This window comes from Dactylosporangium sp. CA-139114, assembly GCF_050955725.1.
GTDB lineage: Bacteria > Actinomycetota > Actinomycetes > Mycobacteriales > Micromonosporaceae > Dactylosporangium.
This window is the reverse complement of sequence record NZ_CP192080.1, coordinates 8,380,436-8,401,340: the sequence shown is the minus strand read 5'-3', so window position 1 is coordinate 8,401,340 and position 20,905 is coordinate 8,380,436. Positions and strand designations below refer to the sequence as shown.

General features: G+C 72.6%; 17 protein-coding genes and 2 pseudogenes. 16 read left to right on the top strand and 3 right to left on the bottom strand.

Annotated features, from left to right (window positions below):
• Positions 1 to 350 precede the first annotated feature (350 nt).
• The 11 genes from ftsZ (at position 351) to ACQP2P_RS37545 (ending at position 9,587) form a co-directional block, all read left to right on the top strand.
• Complete coding sequence (ftsZ, locus tag ACQP2P_RS37595) at positions 351 to 1,463, top strand: cell division protein FtsZ (RefSeq protein WP_433609181.1); 1,113 nt, start codon at positions 351 to 353, stop codon at positions 1,461 to 1,463.
• Positions 1,464 to 1,543: 80 nt separating this feature from the next.
• The gene (locus ACQP2P_RS37590) at positions 1,544 to 2,251 is read left to right on the top strand and encodes a YggS family pyridoxal phosphate-dependent enzyme (protein ID WP_433609179.1); all 708 of its coding nucleotides are present in this window, start codon (positions 1,544 to 1,546) and stop codon (positions 2,249 to 2,251) included.
• Positions 2,252 to 2,377: 126 nt separating this feature from the next.
• On the top strand, positions 2,378 to 3,061 hold the full coding sequence (locus tag ACQP2P_RS37585; RefSeq protein ID WP_433609177.1) for a cell division protein SepF: 684 nt from the start codon (positions 2,378 to 2,380) through the stop codon (positions 3,059 to 3,061).
• A gap of 17 nt (positions 3,062 to 3,078) precedes the next feature.
• Positions 3,079 to 3,384, top strand: coding sequence for a YggT family protein (locus tag ACQP2P_RS37580; protein ID WP_344612605.1), 306 nt, complete (start codon positions 3,079 to 3,081; stop codon positions 3,382 to 3,384).
• 49 nt (positions 3,385 to 3,433) lie between these two features.
• Positions 3,434 to 4,231, top strand: a complete 798-nt coding sequence (locus tag ACQP2P_RS37575) for a DivIVA domain-containing protein (RefSeq protein WP_433609174.1) — start codon at positions 3,434 to 3,436, stop codon at positions 4,229 to 4,231.
• A 252-nt stretch (positions 4,232 to 4,483) separates the two neighbouring features.
• Positions 4,484 to 5,281, top strand: coding sequence for a hypothetical protein (locus tag ACQP2P_RS37570; RefSeq protein ID WP_433609172.1), 798 nt, complete (start codon positions 4,484 to 4,486; stop codon positions 5,279 to 5,281).
• A 112-nt stretch (positions 5,282 to 5,393) separates the two neighbouring features.
• Positions 5,394 to 5,693, top strand: coding sequence for a DUF167 domain-containing protein (locus ACQP2P_RS37565; RefSeq protein ID WP_433609171.1), 300 nt, complete (start codon positions 5,394 to 5,396; stop codon positions 5,691 to 5,693).
• On the top strand, positions 5,690 to 7,207 hold the full coding sequence (locus tag ACQP2P_RS37560; protein WP_433609169.1) for a potassium/proton antiporter: 1,518 nt from the start codon (positions 5,690 to 5,692) through the stop codon (positions 7,205 to 7,207). The genes ACQP2P_RS37565 and ACQP2P_RS37560 overlap by 4 nt, the downstream gene beginning before the upstream one ends.
• 442 nt (positions 7,208 to 7,649) lie before the next feature.
• Entirely contained in the window at positions 7,650 to 8,081 is a 432-nt protein-coding gene (locus tag ACQP2P_RS37555) for a TraR/DksA family transcriptional regulator (protein ID WP_433079024.1), read from the top strand.
• A gap of 113 nt (positions 8,082 to 8,194) precedes the next feature.
• On the top strand, positions 8,195 to 8,665 hold the full coding sequence (gene lspA / locus ACQP2P_RS37550) for a signal peptidase II (protein ID WP_433609167.1): 471 nt from the start codon (positions 8,195 to 8,197) through the stop codon (positions 8,663 to 8,665).
• Complete coding sequence (locus ACQP2P_RS37545; protein WP_433609165.1) at positions 8,658 to 9,587, top strand: RluA family pseudouridine synthase; 930 nt, start codon at positions 8,658 to 8,660, stop codon at positions 9,585 to 9,587. The genes lspA and ACQP2P_RS37545 overlap by 8 nt, the downstream gene beginning before the upstream one ends.
• A gap of 6 nt (positions 9,588 to 9,593) precedes the next feature.
• On the opposite strand, the gene ACQP2P_RS37540 is transcribed toward ACQP2P_RS37545, so the two are convergent.
• On the bottom strand, positions 9,594 to 11,114 hold the full coding sequence (locus ACQP2P_RS37540; protein ID WP_433609163.1) for a carbohydrate binding domain-containing protein: 1,521 nt from the start codon (positions 11,112 to 11,114) through the stop codon (positions 9,594 to 9,596).
• A 112-nt stretch (positions 11,115 to 11,226) separates the two neighbouring features.
• Between ACQP2P_RS37540 and ACQP2P_RS37535 the strand changes: the two genes are divergently transcribed.
• The gene (locus ACQP2P_RS37535) at positions 11,227 to 12,036 is read left to right on the top strand and encodes a hypothetical protein (protein WP_433609161.1); all 810 of its coding nucleotides are present in this window, start codon (positions 11,227 to 11,229) and stop codon (positions 12,034 to 12,036) included.
• 434 nt (positions 12,037 to 12,470) lie between these two features.
• Positions 12,471 to 13,232, top strand: a pseudogene (locus tag ACQP2P_RS37530) (MinD/ParA family ATP-binding protein); the annotation flags it as partial.
• Here ACQP2P_RS37530 and ACQP2P_RS37525 read toward each other — a convergent pair.
• Positions 13,207 to 14,571 carry a transaminase gene (locus ACQP2P_RS37525; RefSeq protein ID WP_433609159.1) on the bottom strand — a complete coding sequence of 455 codons (1,365 nt, stop codon included), beginning with the start codon at positions 14,569 to 14,571 and terminating at the stop codon, positions 13,207 to 13,209. The pseudogene ACQP2P_RS37530 and the gene ACQP2P_RS37525 overlap by 26 nt on opposite strands.
• Before the next feature lie 88 nt (positions 14,572 to 14,659).
• On the opposite strand from ACQP2P_RS37525, the pseudogene dnaE reads away from it, so the two are divergent.
• Both dnaE and ACQP2P_RS37515 read left to right on the top strand, forming a co-directional pair.
• Positions 14,660 to 17,902, top strand: a pseudogene (dnaE, locus tag ACQP2P_RS37520) (DNA polymerase III subunit alpha); the annotation flags it as partial.
• A 359-nt stretch (positions 17,903 to 18,261) separates the two neighbouring features.
• Entirely contained in the window at positions 18,262 to 19,314 is a 1,053-nt protein-coding gene (locus ACQP2P_RS37515; RefSeq protein ID WP_433609157.1) for a hypothetical protein, read from the top strand.
• A 149-nt stretch (positions 19,315 to 19,463) separates the two neighbouring features.
• Here the strand turns inward: ACQP2P_RS37515 and ACQP2P_RS37510 are convergent, their stop codons facing one another.
• Positions 19,464 to 20,162, bottom strand: a complete 699-nt coding sequence (locus ACQP2P_RS37510; protein ID WP_433609155.1) for an LON peptidase substrate-binding domain-containing protein — start codon at positions 20,160 to 20,162, stop codon at positions 19,464 to 19,466.
• A gap of 93 nt (positions 20,163 to 20,255) precedes the next feature.
• Here ACQP2P_RS37510 and ACQP2P_RS37505 point away from each other — a divergent pair, with 93 nt between their 5' ends.
• The gene (locus ACQP2P_RS37505) at positions 20,256 to 20,897 is read left to right on the top strand and encodes a TetR/AcrR family transcriptional regulator (RefSeq protein ID WP_433609153.1); all 642 of its coding nucleotides are present in this window, start codon (positions 20,256 to 20,258) and stop codon (positions 20,895 to 20,897) included.
• Positions 20,898 to 20,905: the final 8 nt, after the last annotated feature.

Genomic DNA, 20,905 nt, shown 5'->3' with positions numbered 1-20,905 from the left:
GAGCCCGGCGAGTGAGCCCGGACAAGTGGGCGGCTGCCCGTCACACGGGGCTCGCCACCGCCGTTAGGAATTCGACGGCGTCGCAGGCGAATCGCCCGACACGCCGGGGCACGGTCCTTGGATCACGACAGTCGGGCCCTTACCTTGCGATAAGGCATTAGTTGACATAACTATAAGCCTCTAGTAAAGGGTGAGGGTTTGCGGGACCCCCATCCGCTGCGTTCGCATTGGCGGACGCCGCCCGTCACGGGGTCGGGCTCGGGACAGGTCCCTCAGGGATCGGACCGGGATTCATCGCTCGGCACCGGACAGGATCGGCGCTCGCCAACCTCGAAAGGAAAGGTGGTCCGATGACACATCCGCACAACTATCTCGCGGTCATCAAGGTCGTCGGCATCGGCGGCGGCGGGGTCAATGCCGTCAATCGCATGATCGAGGTTGGCCTGAAGGGCGTCGAGTTCATCGCGATCAACACCGACGCCCAGGCCCTGCTGATGAGCGACGCCGACGTCAAGCTCGACGTCGGCCGGGAACTGACCCGCGGGCTCGGTGCGGGCGCCAATCCCGACGTCGGCAAGAATGCGGCCGAGGACCACCGGGACGAGATCGAAGAGGTGCTCAAGGGTGCCGACATGGTCTTCGTCACCTGTGGCGAGGGCGGCGGGACGGGCACCGGCGGCGCGCCCGTCGTGGCCAACATCGCGCGGAAGCTCGGCGCGCTGACCATCGGCGTGGTCACCCGGCCGTTCTCGTTCGAGGGCAAGCGCCGGCAGGTGCAGGCCGAGGCCGGCATCGAGGAGCTGCGCAACCAGTGCGACACGCTCATCGTGATCCCCAACGACCGGCTCCTGGCGCTCGGTGACCGCGGCATCAGCATGATGGACGCGTTCCGCCAGGCCGACCAGGTGCTGCTCTCCGGTGTGCAGGGCATCACCGATCTGATCACCACACCCGGCCTCATCAACCTCGACTTCGCCGACGTCAAGAGCGTCATGAGCGGCGCCGGCAGCGCGCTCATGGGCATCGGCAGCGCCCGCGGCGACAACCGCGCGGTCGAGGCCGCCGAGTCGGCGATCTCCAGCCCGCTGCTGGAGCAGAGCATGGACGGCGCGCGCGGCGTGCTGCTGTCCATCGCCGGCGGGTCCGACCTGGGCCTGTTCGAGATCAACGACGCGGCGCAGCTGGTCACCGACGCCGCCCACCCGGACGCGAACATCATCTTCGGCGCCGTCATCGACGACGCGCTCGGCGACGAGGTGCGCGTCACGGTCATCGCGGCCGGCTTCGACGGGGGCGCCCCGGCGTACCGTCCGGTCGAGGCCCGCGCCCCGCGCACGCCGCACGGCCCGCAGCACAGCCAGCCCAAGGAGCCGGCCCCGCAGGAGCGCCAGGCCCCGCCGCCGCCCCGGCGGGTCCTGTTCGACGACGTAGACGTGCCCGACTTCCTGAAGAACGGTGCGTGATTGATCACGGCATAACCTCTGCTTGAATTGGGTAGGCCGCTGGCGCGGCCTGCCCAATCGCCGTATTCAGGGGGTTTTTCGTGGACGAGCGGACCGAGCAGATCGCGGCCAATCTCGCCTCGGTGCGGGAGCGGATCGCCGCGGCCTGCCACGCCGCCGGACGCGAGCCGGAATCGGTCACCCTGGTGGCCGTCACGAAGACCTACCCGGCGCAGGACGTGGCCCGGCTGGCCGAGCTGGGCGTGCGCGACGTCGGCGAGAATCGGGACCAGGAGGCGGCCCCCAAGGCCGCCGCCGTGCCCGGCCTGCGCTGGCACTTCGTCGGGCAGCTGCAACGCAACAAGGCGCGCTCGGTGGCCGGCTACGCCGATGTCGTGCACTCCGTGGACAGCCTGCGCCTGGTGGACGCCCTGACGGACGCCGTGCTCAAGGCCGGCCGGGACACTGCGTTGGGGGCGCTGGTGCAGGTGAGCCTGGACGACGACGAGCACCGCGGCGGAGCGCTCACCGGACAGGTCGAGAAGGTCGCCGAGGCGATCGCGGCCAGTCCCGGCCTCGCCCTGCGCGGGGTCATGGCGGTCGCGCCGCTGGGCTGGGAGCCGGACGAGGCATTCGCCCGGCTCGAGGCGATCGCGGCACGCATTCGTCAGCGTTTTTCCGGTCCGCACGGTGCGGCGGACTGGATTTCGGCGGGTATGAGCAACGATCTCGAATCCGCGATTCTGCACGGCTCGACACACGTTCGTGTCGGCAGTGCATTGCTCGGAAAACGCACCCCGCTGGGGTAGCCTGGCCCGCGGGAACGGAAAACTACACGGGTGTGGTTCTGCGCCGGCGGGGCGGTGTCGCACAACGTGATCGGTGGCACCGACAACGGGGGGAAGTGCCGCATGGCGGTGGACGGAGGAGCGCGTATGGGTGCTCTGCGCAGGGCGGGCGTCTGGCTCGGTCTCGTCGAGGACGAGGACGATCGTGGGTACGACGATCGTCATTACCGCTACGGCGACGACCTTCTCGACGACGAGGACGACGTCGACGAGGTTCCGGCGCCGCGTTCCCGCATGACCTCGGAGCGCCTGTCGGCCTCGGAGCGCCTCTCGGCCTCCGACCGGCTCTCGTCGTCCGAGCGGCTGTCCGCCTCGGAGCGGCTGTCGGCCACCGATCGCCTGGAGACCGGCTCCGCGAGCCGGACCAGCACCGTGCGCTCGATCACGCGCCCGACCACGTCGGTGAGCTACCCGACGCGCGACAATCTCGCGCTCGCCCCGGCCAGCTCGGTCCGTGAGCGGGCCCAGGTGGACGAGGACAGCGACGACCGCCGTTACGCGATCACGACGCTGCACCCGACCACGTACAACGAGGCCCGCACGATCGGCGAGCACTTCCGCGACGGCGTGCCGGTGATCATGAACCTCACCGAGATGGACGAGGCCGACGCCAAACGTTTGGTCGACTTCGCGGCCGGACTCGTATTCGGCCTGCGTGGTAACTTCGAGCGGGTGACCAACCGAGTCTTCCTGCTCTCACCGGCGAATGTCCAGGTCACCGCGGAGGACAAAGCCAAGATCGCCGAGGGCGGGTTCTTCAACCAGAGCTGAGCGAGGACTCAACGGCCGTGGTGTCCATCACCTTGCAGATCGTGCATCTGCTGCTCTACCTCTTCCTGGTGGCGCTCCTCGCACGCTTCGTGATGGGCTACGTCATGCAGTTCGGACGCCGCTGGCAACCCGGCCGGGGGGCGGCGGCGGCGCTGGAAGTGGTGTGGAGCGTCACCGATCCGCCGCTCAAAGCGTTGAGGCGGGTGATTCGTCCGCTGCGTATTGGTACCGTGGCCGTGGACCTGTCTTCGCTTGTGCTGCTGGTTATCCTGTTCGTGCTGATGTACGTCGTGTTAGGGCGGCTGATCGCGGCGTTCTCGTGACACGCACCGCTCGGCGGCCACGCGGCCGCAACTGACCCGAGGAGTTTCGATGCCGCTGACCCCGGCCGACGTTCACAACGTCGCCTTCAAGAAGCCCCCAATCGGCAAGCGGGGCTACGACGAGGAGGAGGTCGACGCCTTCCTCGACGAGGTCGAGCGTGAGCTCGCCCGGTTGATCGAAGAGAACAACGAGCTGCGCGCGCAGCTCGAGCGCGGCGGCGGCCCCGCCCGCGTGGCGACCGGCGCCGGCGGCGACCCCCGCCTGGCCGCGGAGCTCGCCGACCTCAAGACGCAGTTCGAGCGCGTCCAGCGCGAGAAGGCCTCCGCGGAGCAGGCCGCCCGCGGGATGCAGCAGGAGCTCGACCAGATCCGGGCCCAGGGCGGTCCGGGCGGCGCCGGTGCCACCGGCGACGGCGAGCAGCAGGCGCTGCGCGTGCTCATGATGGCCCAGCGCACCGCGGACGACCACGTGTCCGACGCGCGCCGCGAGGCCGACAAGCTGCTGTCCGAGGCCCGCACCAAGGCCGAGGAGGTCACCCGCGACGCGCGGGCGAAGGCCGACGCGCTCGAGCGCGACGCCCGCCAGCGCCACCAGGAGGCCATGGGCGGCCTGGACGCCAAGCGCACCGCGCTGCAGAAGCACATCGAGGAGCTCAAGCAGTTCGAGCGCGAGTACCGCACCCGCCTCAAGGCCTACCTGGAGAGCCAGCTGCGCGACCTCACCGGCCGCGAGCAGAGCCTCGAGGCCGAGATGGCGCAGCGCGGCGAGGGCGCGGCGCGCCCGGCGGTCGGCGGCGGCCTGGCCACGGCCGGCCTCGCGGGCGGCTACGAGGGTGCGGGTCGCTGACCCGCCGGTCCCCGAGCACGACGCAGCACGGCACCCACACGAGTGAAGTGACGGCACAGCGCGGCTGACCGGCAGCAGCCGGCACGCGGCCGGTCAATGCGACACGCGGCGCCCCAGTCGAAAATTCGGCTGGGGCGCCGGTCATTCCGGGAGACTTCCGACAGGCTCGTTCGTTGTACCGGCTGAGAGACACTCGCCCGGAGAGGCCTTCGCGCACTCGCCCCGGGATTCGCTGTGCGGAGGGACAGGGCCGTGATCGTCGGAAGCCTGCTGCTGATCGTGGTGGCCGTCGGCCTGCTCGTGCTGGGCCTGCTGCAGGGCTCGGACGCCCTGCTGGTGGCGTCCATCGGGGCAAGCCTGCTGGCCGCGGTAGCGCTGATCGTGGGCGGTCGCCAGGCCGCGGCCGCGCGCTCGGCCCGCACCGCCCGCACCGGGCGCCAGGTGCCCTCGGAGCGCTACGACCCGTTCGCCTCCCACCTCGGCGCGGACGAGCTCGGCGGCGAGGACGAGGAGCACGCGGGGGAGTACGGCCGGCGCGTCGAGCGTCAGACGGTCGGGGCCGGGGCGCGCGCCGGCACCACCTACGGAAGTTCCACGGGCGGGCGGCCCGCGGCCCCGGACGAGACGGCGATGATGGCCCCGATCCGGGACGAGCCCGAGTCCGCCATCCCGCAGCAGGGCGACAGCGGCGGCCGCTACGAGGAGTACCCGCCGCAGTACGACCAGCACCCGCCGGCCGGCGCCTTCGAGAACGCCTACCAGGAGCCCGCCGCCGCCGACGATGACGACGATGACGACTACGACGACGACGAGGACCCGGCGGACGAGCCCGCGATCGAGCTCTCCACGGCGGCCGACCTCGCCCGGGTCGCCGCCCTGCACGACGACGTGCTCGTCATCGACGGGCGCCCCCGCTACCACGTGCCGAGCTGCCCGCACCTGCTGGGCCGCGAGCACGAGCCGCTGCCGGCCCACGAGGCCGTCGAGCTCGGGTTCACCCCGTGCGCGATGTGCGCGCCGAACGACGTGCTGCTCGCCGCCCGGCGCTAGAACGCCTCCCGCAGGGCCGTGACGCTCGGCGCGTCACGGCCCTGCGCCTGCGTGCTTCGATTCCGCCCGGCCGGAGGATCGCCCTCGATCGGGTGAACCTTCACAATGGGGCATGCCCACCATCGCGATCCGCGTCCGGCCCGGTGCCTCCCGCACCACGGTCGGCGGCAGCCACCCCGGGCCGTACGGTCCCGCCGTGGTCGTCGCGGTGCACGCCCGCCCCGTCGACGGGCAGGCGACCGAGGCCGCGCTGAAGGCCCTCGCCGCGGCGATCGGGGTGCGCCCGTCCGCCCTGCGCCTCAAGGCCGGGGCGGCGAGCCGGGACAAGCTCGTCGAGCTCGCCGATCCGTCCACCGTGGCACCGCGGGAGCTGGCCGACCGGGTCGCGGGCCTGCTGGCGGGCCGCCGTTGAGTCACGAGCTCAACGTCGCGCTCCTCGTCGGCGCGGCGGTCCTGCTGGTGTGCGTGGGAGCGGTCCGGTTCTCGGTGCGCCTCGGCCTGCCCAGCCTCCTGGTCTATCTGCTGCTCGGCGTCGCGATCGGCGAGGCCGGCCTCGGCATCCAGTTCGCCGACGCCGAGCTGACCCGGACGCTGGGCATCTGCGCGCTGGTGGTGATCATTGCCGAGGGCGGCCTCACCGCGCGCTGGTCGCATCTGCGCCCGGTGCTCGGCCCGGCCGTGGTGCTCTCCACCGTCGGGGTCGTCGTCAGCGTCGCCGTCGTCGGGGCGGTCGTGCACTTCGCGCTGGGGGTCGGGTGGCAGCAGGCGCTGCTGTACGGCGCCGTGCTCTCCAGCACCGACGCCGCCGCCGTCTTCTCCACGCTGCGCCGGGTCCCGGTCCGGCCGCACCTCGCCGCGCTGCTGGAGGCGGAGTCGGGCATCAACGACGCCCCCGTGGTCATCCTCGTCGTGCTGCTCTCGACACCCCTCGGCGGCCAGGCGCCCTGGTATCAGGAGCTGGCCCTCGTCGCCTACGAGCTCGTCGCCGGCGGCGCGATCGGCCTGCTGGTCGGGTTCGGCGGCGCCTGGGCGCTGCGCCGGGCCGCGCTGCCCTCGGCCGGGCTCTACCCGCTCGCCGCGATCGGCCTGACCGTGCTCGCCTACGCGGCCGGCTCCGTCGCGCACGCCTCCGGCTTCCTGGCCGTCTACGTCACCGGCGTCGTGCTCGGCAACGCCCGCCTGCCGCACCGGCGCGCCATGCTCGGCTTCGCCGACGGCCTGGCCTGGCTCGCCCAGATCGGCCTGTTCGTGCTGCTGGGCCTGCTCGCCTCGCCGAGCCAGCTGGGCGGCGCCGTGCTCACCGCGCTGGTCGTCGGCCTGGTCCTGGTGCTGCTCGCCCGCCCGCTGTCGGTGCTGGTCAGCAGCGCCCCGTTCCTGCTCACCCGGGCCGGTCCGGGCTGGCGCGACCAGGCGTTCCTGTCCTGGGCCGGGCTGCGCGGCGCGGTGCCCGTCGTGCTCGCGACGATCCCGCTCTCGGCCGGGCTGCCCGGCGCGCAGGACCTGTTCAACGTCGTCTTCGTGCTCGTCGTGATCTACACCGCGGCCCAGGGTGTCACGCTGCCCCCAGCCGCGCGCCGCCTCGGCGTCACCGCGCCCGCCGAGCCCACCGACCTGGAGGTCGAGGCGGCGCCGCTGGAGCGCATGCGGGCGGATCTGTTGCAGGTCGAGGTGCCGGACGGCTCGAAGCTCAACGGCGTGCACGTGGACGAGTTACGATTGCCTCTCGGTGCGGTCGTGACGCTGGTGTTGCGCGACGGCGGTGCGTTCGTGCCGGCGCCGGAGACCCGTCTGAAGACCCGCGACAGCCTCCTGATCGTCACCACCGAACAGGTGCGCGACGCCGCGGAGCAACGGCTGCGGGCCGTGAGCAGGCGCGGAAGACTGGCTCGCTGGTTTGCCGAACATGGCGATGATCGGCGCCAATAACTGATCAAATTGGTCCGAATACGTGTGGCGTGTTTGTCGGACGCGTGCACATTCCGTATTCTTGCCAGCCACTGGAGTGCGCGACCGCGCGTCGCGCGCCCATTTTGCATCTGGGGGAGCCATGGCCGAGCGGGCTGATGCCGTGCCGATGAGGCGGTCAGCGAGCGGTGCCGGGCGGGGCAATGCCGCCGATGTGACGGGAGGTGCCACTGTGACAAGAGCACAGGAAGCCACCTCTCGGCAAGCCGGGACGCCGTCCCGGGCGACGAAGGCGGCCGCCGCCCCGGCGAAGAAGGCCGCCCCCGCCGCCACGGCGAGCAAGGCCGTGCCGGCCGAACGGGCCTCGGCCCGCAGGCCGGTGGCGGCCGACTCCACCCGCACCACCAGCACGACGACAGCGCCGACCACGTCAACCGCCGCCCGCGCGGCCGAGGGAGCCACCATGGCCAAGACCGCCGAACCGAAGACCACCGCGGCCAAGACCGCTGGGGCGAAGCCCGCCCGTGGCACGCGCACGGCAGCCGAGACGGAGAAGATCCGCGTGGCGCTGATCGAGCGCCGCGACGAGCTCAAGGCCGAGCACGACCAGACGCTCCTGGAGATCCACGAGCTGCAGCAGCACCGCCTGACCGACTCCGCGGGCGACGACCAGGCCGACACCGGCACCAAGACGGGCGAGCGCGAGCAGGAGATCACCATCGCCAACAACCTGGCCGACCGCATCCTGCAGGTCGAGCGGGCGCTGGAGCGGCTCGACGAGGGCGGCTACGGCTGGTGTGAGAAGTGCGGCAACCCCATCCCCGTGGAGCGCCTGGCCGCGTTCCCGTCCGCTACGCTCTGCGTCACCTGCAAGCAGTTGGAGGAGCGGCGCTGACCACTCAGGAGCCCACCCAGGACCGGGCCGAGCCGGCCCCGGACGCAGCGACCCCCGAGGCCGCGCCGTCCGGGTCGCGGGCTCGGGCCTGGTCCGTCTTCGGCCTGGTCGCGGTGGCGATCATCGCGATCGACCTGGCCGTGAAGCAGTGGACGACCTCGACCATCGCCCACGGCGAGCCGCTGAAGCTGTTCGGCGGGCTGATCTACGTGGTCTACACCCGCAACAGCGGGGCGGCGTTCAGCATGCTGGAAGAGCACACGTGGATCTTCCCGATCATCGCGCTCGGCGTCGTGTGCTGGCTGTTCTGGATGATCAAGGGCACCGTCTCGACCGCCTGGGCGATCGCGCTCGGGCTGGTGCTGGGCGGCGCCGCGGGCAACCTCGGCGACCGGCTCTTCCGGGCGCCGGGGCCGTTCCGCGGGCACGTGGTCGACATGTTCAGCTTCCTGGACGACCACGCCGGGCACTTCCCGGTGTTCAACATCGCCGACTCGGCCCTGACCGTCGGCGTGGCCCTGGCGATCCTGCTGGAGTTCATGGGCCGGCGGCGGGACGGCACCCGGGCCAAGCAAGATGCGTGAGGTCCGGTCGCTGCCGGTGCCCGACGGCCTCGACGGCACCCGCCTCGACCAGGCCCTGACCCGGCTCTTCGGGTTCAGCCGCACCGCGGCCGCGGACCTGGTCGAGGCCGGGGACGTCTCGGTCGACGGCGAGGTGCGGGCCAAGGCCGACAAGGTCCGCGCCGGCGCCTGGCTCGAGGTGACGCTGCCGGCCCCGGCCGGGGCGGTCGCGGTCGAGGCGGTCGCCGTGGACGGGCTCGGCATCGTCTACAGCGACGACGACATCGTCGTGGTCGACAAGCCGGTCGGCGTGGCCGCGCACCCGAGCCCGGGCTGGACCGGCCCGACGGTGATCGGGGGGCTGGCGGCGATGGGCCAGACGGTCGCCACCAGCGGCGCGGCCGAGCGCCAGGGCGTGGTGCACCGGCTGGACGTGGGCACCACCGGGCTCATGGTCGTGGCGAAGAGCGAGCCGGCGTACAGCGCCCTGAAGCGCGCCTTCAAGGCCCGCGAGGTCGAGAAGCGCTACCACGCCGTGGTCCAGGGCCACCCGGACCCGCTGCGCGGCACGATCGACGCCCCCATCGACCGGCATCCGAACCACGACTACAAGTTCGCGGTGGTCTCCGGCGGCCGGCCGAGCGTCACGCACTACGACACGATCGAGGCGTTCCCGGCCGCGAGCCTGCTCGACGTGAAGCTGGAGACCGGGCGCACGCACCAGATCCGGGTGCACTTCTCGGCGCTGCGGCATCCGTGCGTGGGGGACCTGACCTACGGCGCCGATCCGACGCTGGCCGCCCGGCTCGGGCTGTCGCGGCAGTGGCTGCACGCCCGGGAGCTCGGGTTCATCCATCCGCGCGACGGCGAGTACGTCTCGTTCGTCAGCGAGTACCCGGCCGACCTGGCGGCGGCGCTCGAGGTGCTGAGCGCCGCCGCGTGAGCGGTCCTACGCGAGCGTGACGTCGTCGGCGTAGACGGTGCCGGTGCCGTACCAGCCGTGCACCCACACCTTGATCGAGGTGGCGCTGCCGGTGCTGACGGAGACGGTCAGCTTCGTCCAGGCCGAGCCGGACCCGGGCGACCACGCGCTCACGTCGCCCGCCCCCGTGGTGGCGCCGAGGAACGCGTAGCTGCCCTGGACCCAGGCCGTCAGCGTGTACGTCCGGTTGGGCTGCACGGCCACCGTCTGGCTGCACTGGGCGTTGTCGGAAGCGGACGCGGCGGCCTTGAGCGCCTTGCTCCCGCCGTGCACGGGCGTGCTCACGACGCTGCAGAGGCTCCCGGTCCACGGCGCGAGCGAGCCGGTCTCGAAGGTGCCGTTGGCGAGCCCGGTCCCGGTGCTCTGGCTCGGGCTCGGTGAGGTGCTGCGGCTCGGGCTCGGCGAGGGCGACGCGCTGCCGCGCGTCGGGCTGGGCGAGCCCGGGGTGCCGCCGCCGCTGGTGAAGGGCGCGAAGATGTGCGAGAACTGCCAGGTGCTCTGGGCGATGCCGGAGCAGGTGTCCGAGGCCGCGCCGCCCGGGCAGCCGCCGTTGTCGCGCTGCAGCGCCCAGAACGACAGCTCGGCGATGCCCTGCTGGGTGGCCCAGGAGGCGACCGCGTTCGCGTCGGCGACGGTGAACGTCTCCGCGGGCCCGAAGTCGTCGACGCCGATCATCTCGGTGACGCCGATCATGGACCACAGCTGCTGGCTGGTCTTGCCGGGGTACAGCTGCTGCAGTTGTGCGTGCAGCCCGTTGGACGCCGTCTTGGTGTCGTCGGCCATCCGGTGCGGCTGGTTGTCGTAGTAGTCGAAGGTCATCTGGTTGACGATGTCGATCCGCGCGTTGTTCGCGACCGCGTTGCGCAGCACCGCGAGCCCGCTGTCGGCCAGGCCGCTCGTGGTCGTCGGCAGCGTGTAGACGAACTGGATGCTCCGCCCGTTGGCCGCGGCCCAGTCCTCGACGAGCTTGACCGCCTTGTTGCGCCGGTCGATGCCGGCCGCGTTGGTCAGCGAGTTGTCCTCGACGTCGAGGTCGATGCGGGTCACGTCGTAGGTGGTGATGACCTTCTCGAACTGGGCCGCGATCTGGTTGACGTCGGTGCAGCTGTCGGCGATCTCGGTGCCGCCGTTGTCGGCCGCGTAGCCGCCGAACGAGGGGATCACGTCGCCGCCGCGGGCGCGGATGGCGGCGATGTCGCTGCCGAACGTCGAGTTCGCGATCGGCATGCCGGTGTCGCCGTTCCAGTACACCGTGCACGAGCCGCGGCTCGCGGTCTGGATGAAGGCCATGGTCAGGTACTTGTCGCCGGACTGCTGGGACAGCCCGTCGAGGCTGTCGCCGTTGTACGCCTCGAAGTACGGGGCGAACACGTGGGCGGGGATGGCGGCCGCGGCCTGGGCGGACGGCGTGACCGCGAGGACGACTCCGGTGGCGGCGAGCGCCACCGCGGCGGCCGCGATGCTGCGAATGCTGGTCGATCTGCGCATGAGACCTCACCTCGGACTGTTAGTAAACCTTCCTGATAGAAATCCTTCACTGCGTCGATGTCAAGACCCCATGAGTCACCCTTCCGGCGGCGCGTGCGACCCTCGTGGGGCGATGAAGCGGCTCCAGCAACTCGACCAGCGGCTCCTGCCGCCGGTCGGCAACGTCCTCGCCCGGGTGTTCCGGGGCGCCCAGCGGCTGCGCGCGTTCACCGTCGTGGTCGGGATCGTCGCGGTGACCGCGACCCTGCTCGCCGTGCACCGCGGCGAGCGGCCCCGCAGCGACCCGTCCCTCGGCGACGTCCTGCGCGTCGGGGTCGCCGAGGGCGGCTCGATCCCGGGCTACGTGCAGGCGGGCCGCGACGAGCTGGCCGCGCTGCCGGGTGACGCGCCGGTCTACGCGCTCGTGTCGTTCACCGCCTACCTGGCCCCCGAGCGGCTCACACCCGTGCTCGCGGACGCTGCGGTGTCGAGCGTCTTCGCACGGGTACCGCTGCCGGGCACCCAGACCGAGCTCGTCCGCCTGGACGCGTACAAGCTGCCCGGCGACGTGGTGTCGGCCATGGACGACACCGCCCGGCGCAAGACGCAAGAGGCGCGGCACTACCGCGACCTGCTCGCCCGGCCGGGCGACATCCCCGAGGAGAACCGGCAGCTGTACCTCTCCGGCGCGATCGTCGCCGACCAGGAGGCGACCGCCTACCGCGAGCACTGCTCATGCGTGTACGCGGCCGTCGTCTATGCCCCGCCCGCCGCCCTGCGCGCCGTCGCCGCCCGGCCCGAGACCCGCGTCGTCGACCCCGTCGCCGAACTGCAACGGCTCGATCGCACCGTGTTCATGCCCCCGCTGCCCGAGCAGACCACGGTCGCGGAACCGGTCAGCGAGGGCGCCGGCACCGTGGTCGCGTCCCCCGGTCCGTCCTGAGGCGATATCCCTTCGGCCTGTCGTGCAGTTGATGCAGGGGATGGGCTCGCAGGAGTGGTCCGAATAGTCTTCGGTCCGTAGCCTGGGGGTCGGATTGACGCGTGCGCGTGTGAGGAGGGGCCGGGGTGGAGGACAGGTCGGCAGATCCGGCTCCCCGCTGGCGCTCGCTGCTGGACCGGGCGCTGCTGGGGCGATCGAGCCCGGGTGATCTGGATTACGACGGAAGGTTCGGGCGCCCCTCGGCCCCATATCCGGGCCGGCCCCAATACGATGACGAACCAATGCTTCCCACCAACGGCACCCGCCCGTACGATGACGCGCCGCTCCGCACCGCCGGGCCCGCGCGCCGTGAGCCCATGGTCGAATACCAGGAGCCCCGTCCGGCCGACCCGACCGAGCAGATGGTGCAGATCCTGCGCCGCGACATCCCCGCCCCGAAGGTGCTGGCCTTCGCCAACCCGAAGGGCGGGGTGCACAAGACGACCGCGACGGTGCTGACCGCCGCCACGATCGGCAGCGTGCGCGGCAAGGGCGTCATCGCCTGGGACGACAACGAGCTGCGCGGCACGCTCGGCCTGCGGGCCGGCAGCGCCCGGCACGCGCGCACGATCCGCCACCTCATCGCCGACCTCGTGCGCGTCGAGCACGCGACCGGCTACGACCTGTACGACATGCTCGACGACTATCTGCGCCACGCCTCCGACGGCTCCTACGACGTGCTCGCCGGCGAGGAGAACCCGCGCTTCGCCCAGCGCCTCGACCCGCACACCGTGCGCCGGGTGCTGGAGCTGCTGCGCCGCACCCACGACGTGATCTGCGTCGACACCGGCAACAACGTGGAGAGCCCCAACTGGCAGACGGTCCTGCAGACCGCCGACCAGCTCGTGGTCACCAGCGTGCCCCGCGAGGACGCCGCGTTCACCGCCGACTGGATGCTCGACCTGCTCGACGAGGCCGGGATGGAGGAGCTGGTCGCCAACGCGGTCACGCTGCTGTCCTGCCCGACGCCCAACCCGACCCCGCTCATCGACGACCTCGCCGGGCACTTCCGCACCCGGACCCGTGCCGTCGTGGTCGTGCCCTACGACCCGGCGCTGGAGAGCGGCTCCAACATCGAATACCCGATGCTGGCGCCGGCGACCAAGCGCGCGTGGCTGCGGGCGGCGGCGGTCATGATGGACCCCTACGCCCGGTAAGCTCCCCGACCGCGCTGCGGAAGACCCGCTGGTGCTCGGCGACCTGCTCGCCGGTGGTGGCCGGGCTCATCAGGGCCATGTTGTGGAACGGCGTGAGCAGGATGCCCCGGTTCGCCAGATAGACGTGGAGATAGTCCTCGAGGTCCGGGTCCGCGGCCTCGTTCGACGCCGTGCCGCTGGTCGGTGCCGGGTCGGCGAAGCGGTACTCGACCCGCGCTCCGAGCCTGGTCACTGACCACGGGAGCCGGTGTTCGGCGATGGTTGCCCGGGTCTGCGCCGCGAACGTCTCCGATTTTTCGGACATTTCCGCATGTGCGGCCTCTGTCAGGACGTGCTCCAGGGTGGCCCTGATGGCGGCGATCGACAGGGCGTTGCCGGCCAGGGTCCCGCCGACGCCGCCCATGTCGACCAGGTCGAGATCGTGCATCCGGCCGAGGCGTTCGGCGATCTCGTCCGACAGGCCGTAGGCCGCGGCCGGGATGCCGCCGCCGATCGCCTTGCCGATCGTCACCACGTCCGGCTCCAGGCCCCACAGGCCCGTCGCCCCGCCCGGGCCGGCCGAGAACGTGTGCGTCTCGTCGTTGACCAGGTAGGCGCCGTAGCGCCGGGTCAGCGCGCGCACCCCGGCCAGGTAGCCCGGCTCGGGCAGGACGATCCCGATGTTGGTCAGCGCCGGCTCCATCACCACCGCGGCCACGTCACCGTGGGCCAGCTCCCGCTCCAGGGCGGCCAGGTCGTTGTACTCGGCGACGCGGCTGGTCACGGTCACGTCGACCGGCGCGCCCACGTTCCCGGGCCGGGGCCGCGGCCCGTCCGGGGTGTTCACGATCAGTGACTCGTCGACCGAGCCGTGGTAGCAGTAGCTGTTGAACAGGATCTTCGGGCGGCCCGTCACCGCGCGCAGCAGCCGGATCGCCCACCGGTTCGCATCGGTGGCGGTCAGCGCGAAGCTCCACCGGGTGACCCCGAACCGGCGGGTCAGCTCGGCCCCGACCCACGCGGCGTCCGCCGTCGGCAGCATCGCGCACGCCCCGCCGAGGGTCTCGAAGCGCTCCCGGACCGCGGCGACCACGGGCGCGGGGGAGTGCCCGGCCATCGCGGCGGTGTCGCCGAGGCAGAAGTCGATGTACTCGTGCCCGTCGAGATCGGTGACCGTGGCGCCGCGGGCCTCGGCGAGGTACAGCGGAAATTCGGCCGCGGTTTTGTTCATCCACGTCATCGGGACCCGGCCGAAGAGGTTCCCGGCCCGCGCGTACTCGGCCGCCGAGCGGGGGTTGCGGTCGGCGAAGGCGGCTCGTTCGCGGCGCAGCAGCGCGCCGAGCCGGTCACGGTCGATCATGCCGAGCAGTGTCGCCGAAAATGTCGTACCCGCGCGATAGGTTCGGGCCGTGGGTTTCGTCCATCTGCACGTGCACACCGAGTATTCGATGCTCGACGGGGCCGCGCGCCTCGGGCCGCTCTTCGCCGAGGCGGCCCGGCTCGGCCAGCCCGCGCTGGCCATGACCGACCACGGCAACATGTTCGGCGCCCACGACTTCTACCACTCGGCCGCGAAGGCCGGGATCAAGCCGATCATCGGCGTCGAGGCCTATCTGACCCCCGGCACCCACCGCGGCGACCGCACCCGCGTGCGCTGGGCCGACGGCGGCGAGAACGACGTCTCCGGCGGCGGCGCCTACACCCACCTCACGCTGCTGGCCGAGACCGCGACCGGCCTGCGCAACCTGTTCCGTCTCTCGTCGCGGGCCAGCACGGAGGGGTATTTCTACAAGCCCCGCGCCGACCGGGAGCTGCTCGCCGAATACGCCCCCGGCGTCATCGCCACCACCGGCTGCCCGTCCGGGGAGATCCAGACCTGGCTGCGCATCGGCGACTTCGAGCGGGCCTGCGCGGCCGCCGCCGAGCTGCGCGACATCTTCGGCCCCGGCAACCTCTACCTGGAGCTGATGGACCACGGCCTCGGCATCGAGCAGCGGGTCCGCGCCGACCTGCTGCGCCTCGGCCACCGCCTCGGCCTGCCGCCGGTCGCGACCAACGACCTGCACTACACGTTCGCCGGCGACGCCGACGCCCATGAGGCGCTGCTGGCCGTGCAGTCCGCGACCACCCTCGCCGACCCGAAGCGCTTCAAGTTCGACGCCCGCGACTTCTACCTCAAGTCCGCCCTCGAGATGCGCCGCATCTGGGACGCCGAGGTCCCCGGCGCCTGCGACAACACCCTCGCCGTGGCCGAGCGCGTCGGCGACTACGCGGAGGTCTTCGCCCACCGCAGCCTGATGCCCGCCTTCCCCGTCCCGCCCGGCACCACCGAGGAGGCCCAGCTGCGGGCCGCCGTCGACCGCGGACTGGCCCGTCGTTTCCCGGGCGGCGTCCCGCGGCCGCACACCGAGCAGGCGAGCTACGAGCTCGGCGTGATCACCGGGGCCGACCTCGCCGGCTACTTCCTCGTCGTCGCCGACCTCGTCGCCCACGCCCACCGGGAAGGCATCCGCGTCGGCCCCGGCCGCGGCTCCGCCGCCGGATCGCTGGTCGCCTACGCGCTGGGCATCACCGAGCTCGACCCGCTCGCGCACGGGCTGCTCTTCGAGCGCTTCCTCAACCCCGAGCGGCCCAGCATGCCCGACATCGACATGGACTTCGACGAGCGCCGGCGCGGCGAGATGATCCGCTACGCCACCGAGCAATACGGCGAGGACCGGGTGTCGCAGATCATCACCTACGGCACCATCAAGGCCAAGGCCGCGATCAAGGACGCCGCCCGCGTCCTGGGCTTCCCGTTCTCCCTCGGCGAGCGGATCAGCAAGACCGTGCCGCCGCCGGTGCTCGGCCGCGACATGCCCCTGCACGGCGTCTTCGACCAGGCCCACCCCCGCTACAAGGAGGGCGGCGAGCTGCGGCGGCTCTACGAGTCGGAGCCGGAGGTGCGCACCGTCGTCGACACCGCCCGCGGCCTGGAGGGCCTCAAGCGGCAGTGGGGCGTGCACGCCGCCGGCGTCATCCTGTCCCGGGAGCCGCTCATCGACGTGCTGCCGATCCAGAAGCGGGAGCAGGACGGCGCGATCATCACCCAGTGGGACATGGGCGCCTGCGAGGCCATGGGCCTGCTCAAGATGGACTTCCTCGGCCTGCGCAACCTCACCATCATCGACGACGCCCTCGACGCGATCCGGCACAACCGCGGCATCGACGTGGTCATCGAGGACGCGCCGCTCGACGACGGGCCGACCTACGCGCTGCTGTCGCGCGGCGACACCCTCGGCGTGTTCCAGTTCGAGGCGACGCCGGTCCGGCAGCTGCTGCGCGCGATGGCCCCCGACGGCTTCGCCGACGTCGCCGCCGTCGGGGCGCTCTACCGGCCCGGCCCGATCGCGGCCAACGCGCACAACGAATACGCCGACCGCAAGAACGGCCGCCGCCCGGTCACGCCGATCCACCCGGAGCTCGCCGCCCCGCTCGAGGACATCCTCGGCGACACCTACGGGCTGATCGTCTACCAGGAGCAGGTGATGGCGATCGCCCAGCGGGTCGCCGGCTACACCCTCGGCGCCGCCGACCGGCTCCGCCGGGCCATGGGCAAGAAGAAGAAGGAGATCCTCGACCAGGAGTTCACGCTGTTCGCCCCGGCGATGCGCGAGCGCGGCCACTCCGAGGCCGCGATCCGCACGCTGTGGGACATCCTGGTCCCGTTCTCCGACTACGCGTTCAACAAGGCGCACAGCGTGGCCTACGGGCTCGTCGCCTACTGGACGGCCTACCTGAAGGCCAACTTCCCGGCCGAATACATGGCCGCCCTGCTCACCTCGGTCGGCGGCGACAAGGACCGCTCCGCCCTCTACCTCGCCGAGTGCCGGCACATGGGCATCCGCGTCCTGCCGCCCGACGTCAACGCCTCCCAGGGCCGCTTCGCCGCCGCCGGCACCGACATCCGCTTCGGCCTCGGCGCCGTGCGCAACGTCGGGGCCGCCGCCGTCGAGTCCATCCTGCGGGCCCGCCGCGAGCGGGGCGCGTTCACCGACTTCTACGACTTCCTGGCCAAGGTCGACCAGGTCGTGTGCAACCGCAAGACCATCGAGTCGCTCATCAAGGCCGGCGCCTTCGACTCCCTGGGCCACTCCCGCCGCGGCCTGCTCAGCGTCCACGCCGACGCCCTCGACGCGGTCTCGAGCGTCAAGCGCAACGAGGCCATGGGCCAGTTCGACCTCTTCGGCGCCCCGCTGCTGAGCGCCCCGCCCGTCCCCGCGATGGAGTGGGACAAGCCCGAGCGCCTCGCCTTCGAGCGCGAGATGCTCGGCCTCTACGTCTCCGACCACCCGCTGCGCGGCCTGGAGCACATCCTGCGCGCCGCCGCCGACCGCCCGATCGCCGCCCTGGCCGAGGAGGGCACCGTCGCCGACGGCGCCGTGGTCCGCCTGGCCGGCATCCTGTCGGGCGTGCAGCGCCGCGTGACGCGCCAGGGCCGCCCGTGGGCCCAGGCGGTGCTGGAAGATCTGGACGGCAGCATCGAGGTCATGTTCTTCCCGGACACCTACGAGCTGGTCGACCAGTGGGTGGCGGAGGACGCGGTCGTGGCGGTGAAGGGCCGCGTGGACCGCCGGGAGGAGGCCCCGCGCCTGATGGTCATGGACCTGACCCTGCCGGACCTGACCACCCCGCCGCCGTCGACGCCGCTGCCACCGTGGCCCACCGTCTCGTCCACCGCCTCCTCGCCCGATTCCCCCGCCCGCGCCGCTTCCTTCCATGGGCCCTCCTCGCCCGGCTCCTTCCCGCCGCCCGGCAGTTCGCGGCCCCCCGTCTCGCACGACCCGTTCTCGGACTCCTCGCGCGCCCGGTCCGCGCCCCCGCACGACTCGCAGCCGGACCTCTCCCGCTCCCGGCCTCCGGCCTCCCGCGACCCGTTCTCGGGCGCGGCGGGGCCGGGAACTTCGGGGGATTCGGCGGCTTCGGGGCGGGATGCGGGGGTTTCGCCGGGTTCGAAAGGTGATGTCGACTCGCTTGCCGGGTGGAGGCGTCGGCCTGGCAGGATGGGATCGTGAGCATCGCCCCGATTTCGCCCGTCGAGCAGACCGAGGCCGTTCGGCCGGCGCGCGTGCCGATCCTTCGGGAGGTGCTCGTCGCCCTGCTCGCCGCCGTGGTGGTCGCGGGCCTGGGCGCGCCCTTCGGCCTGCTGTGGTCGAAGCTGGCGCCGCACGTGGAGCTGGTGCAGACGCAGTACGGGCCGTATCCGATCGACCCGGAGCCCGAGGGCTACTGGGCCGACGACGGCTGGTTCGTCCTCATGGCGATCGGCATGGGCATCCTGGTCGCGCTCGCGGCGTGGTTCCTGCTGCGGCGATACCGGGGCCCGCTCATGCTCCTCGGCCTGGTCATCGGCTCCGCGGGCGCCTCGGTGCTCGGCGCCTGGCTCGGCAGCAGGATCGGCTGGGCGCACTACACGGACCTGGCTAAGCACGCCCCGGTCGACACGCACATCTTCCGCCCGGTGAAGCTGCGCACGGGCGTCTCGTCGCTGCTGTTCGGCTTCATCCCCTGGGTCCGCGGCACGATGCTCATCCAGAGCCTGGCGGCGGCCGCGGTCTACACGGGCCTTGCGGGCTTCCACGTGTCGCCGACGCTGCGCTACGACAACATCCCGCCCGAGTACCTCTCGCCGCCACCCGGCGCGCCGCACCCGGCGCCCTACCCGGCCTCGGGTCCGCACCCGGGCTCGCCATCGCCCTACCCGCCGGCTCCCGGCGGCCAGGCCGTCCAGTTCCCCGGCGCCCCGGCACCGGCCACGCCCGGCCCGCATCCGGCCACGCCCGGCCCGCATCCGGCGGCGCCCGGTCCGCTCGCGGCGGCGTACGACCAGGCCCAGCAGTTCCCGGGCGCCCCGGGTGCGGCTCAGCCGGGTTCGGGCGCGGCGCGGTTCGACCAGGCTGTGCACCACCCCGGTGCGCCCGCGCCGTCGACGTCGGCCGAGTCCGAGACGTCCGCCGGGCCGGCGAACTGGACCGCCCCTGGCGCCCCACCGCCGCCTGCGGCCCCGTCGTCGGACCCGCCGGTGTGGCCGGGGTCGCCGAACGCGGAGCCTCCGCGCTCCTGACGCCGCAACGGCACCGGCGACGCGGCCGTCCGACGTCGGCGGCGGGTCCCGGTGCCGGAGTGCGAGGGGAACCGCTCGCGCTCGCTGTGGCCTCGGTGCCGAAGCGGGTCGCCTTCGGCGGGGACGGGTTGGCGAGCGCGGGCGGGGGATCAGTTCGGGCTTGAGGGGACCGCGAGGTCGGAGAGTGACACCGGGACCGCGCGGACCTGGCCGAGCAGGGCCGTCTCGCGGCGGAGCAGGGCGCGTTCGGCCTTCAGGCGGCTCGCCGTGTCCGGCTCGGACAGCAGGGCCTGGCGATCCTCCAGCGTCAGCGACGCCGTCGCCGCGACGAGGTGCGACAGGACCGTCGGGTCGTCCGGCAGCTGCTCGCCGTCCTCGTCGGCGCGGACCGCGCGCAGGTAGTCCTGGTAGGCCGCCAGCACGCCCGCGGCCAGCCGGCCCTCGCGGTCCGGCTCGCCCTTCGGCTCGGGCAGCCACTCGACCTCGCCGGTCAGATACGGCGCGTCGTTGCGCGCCAGCCCGAGCAGCCGGAACCGGCGCCGGCCCAGCGTCATGAGGTCGAAGCGGCCGTCGGGCAGCTCGGTGATCTGCCGGATCTCGGCCGCGCAGCCGATCTCGTACAGCGACAGCGACTCCCCGGCCGTGATCGACGCGTCCGAGGCCTCCGACTGCCGGCCGACCTCCCAGCCGCGCCGGATCGCGATCACGCCGAACTCGCGCGGCAGGCTCGCCGGCAGCTCGGTGAGATGCTGCACGAGCGTCCGGTACCGCGGCTCGAAGACGTGCAGCGGCAGCACCAGCCCGGGAAACAGCACGGTGCCCAGCGGAAAGAGCGGCAGCAGCTCCACGAGCCGAAGCGTAGCCGAGCCCGGGCGGCACCGTCGCTCAGGACGCGCGGCGGCGTATGAGACCGGAATGGTCCGTTCCGGTAAGGTCGGGTCATGGGACGTCGGCGGGAGGCCGAGCGCAACGACGGGGCCATCCTCGCCGCCGCGCGGGACGTGTTCATCGAGGACCCCAAGGCGCCGATCGCCGCCGTGGCCGAGCGGGCCGGTGTCGGCATCAGCGCGCTCTACCGGCGGTACGACGGCAAGGAAGCGCTGCTGAGGACCCTCTGCCACGACGGGCTCACGCGGTTCATCGCCGAGGCCGAGGCGGCCGCCGCGCTGGAGGACGGGTGGGAGGCGCTGACCGGCTTCCTCCGCGCGGTCGTCGACGCCGACGTGCACTCGCTCACCGCGCACCTCGCCGGGGCGTTCACCTCGACGCCGGAGATGATCGCCGACGCGGCGCGGGCCGGGGGGCTGGTCGAGGGGCTGATCGAGCGCGCCCACGCGAGCGGGCGGCTGCGCCCCGACGCCGGGGCGACGGACATCACGCTGGTGCTGCAGGGGTGCGCGGCGATCCGCGGGCCGGACCGGGAACGGACGGGGCAGCTTCGCCGGCGGTACCTCACCCTCATCCTCGACGGCCTGCGCGCCGGCGAGCGCGGGGACCTCCCCGGACCGGCCCCGGCGCCGGACGAGCTCGACTGGCGCTGGGCACAATCCCGACAGCCCGCAGGGCGGGACGGCGGCGCATAACCGCTGGC

Coding starts and splice junctions, on each gene's coding strand:
- ACQP2P_RS37565 (WP_433609171.1), top strand. CDS start 5,394: ATGCCCACCATCGCGATCCGCGTCCGGCCCGGTGCCTCCCGCACCACG.
- ACQP2P_RS37545 (WP_433609165.1), top strand. CDS start 8,658: ATGCGTGAGGTCCGGTCGCTGCCGGTGCCCGACGGCCTCGACGGCACC.
- ACQP2P_RS37585 (WP_433609177.1), top strand. CDS start 2,378: ATGGGTGCTCTGCGCAGGGCGGGCGTCTGGCTCGGTCTCGTCGAGGAC.
- ftsZ (WP_433609181.1), top strand. CDS start 351: ATGACACATCCGCACAACTATCTCGCGGTCATCAAGGTCGTCGGCATC.
- ACQP2P_RS37575 (WP_433609174.1), top strand. CDS start 3,434: ATGCCGCTGACCCCGGCCGACGTTCACAACGTCGCCTTCAAGAAGCCC.
- ACQP2P_RS37505 (WP_433609153.1), top strand. CDS start 20,256: ATGGGACGTCGGCGGGAGGCCGAGCGCAACGACGGGGCCATCCTCGCC.
- ACQP2P_RS37535 (WP_433609161.1), top strand. CDS start 11,227: ATGAAGCGGCTCCAGCAACTCGACCAGCGGCTCCTGCCGCCGGTCGGC.
- ACQP2P_RS37540 (WP_433609163.1), bottom strand. CDS start 11,114: ATGCGCAGATCGACCAGCATTCGCAGCATCGCGGCCGCCGCGGTGGCG.
- ACQP2P_RS37525 (WP_433609159.1), bottom strand. CDS start 14,571: ATGATCGACCGTGACCGGCTCGGCGCGCTGCTGCGCCGCGAACGAGCC.
- ACQP2P_RS37555 (WP_433079024.1), top strand. CDS start 7,650: ATGGCCAAGACCGCCGAACCGAAGACCACCGCGGCCAAGACCGCTGGG.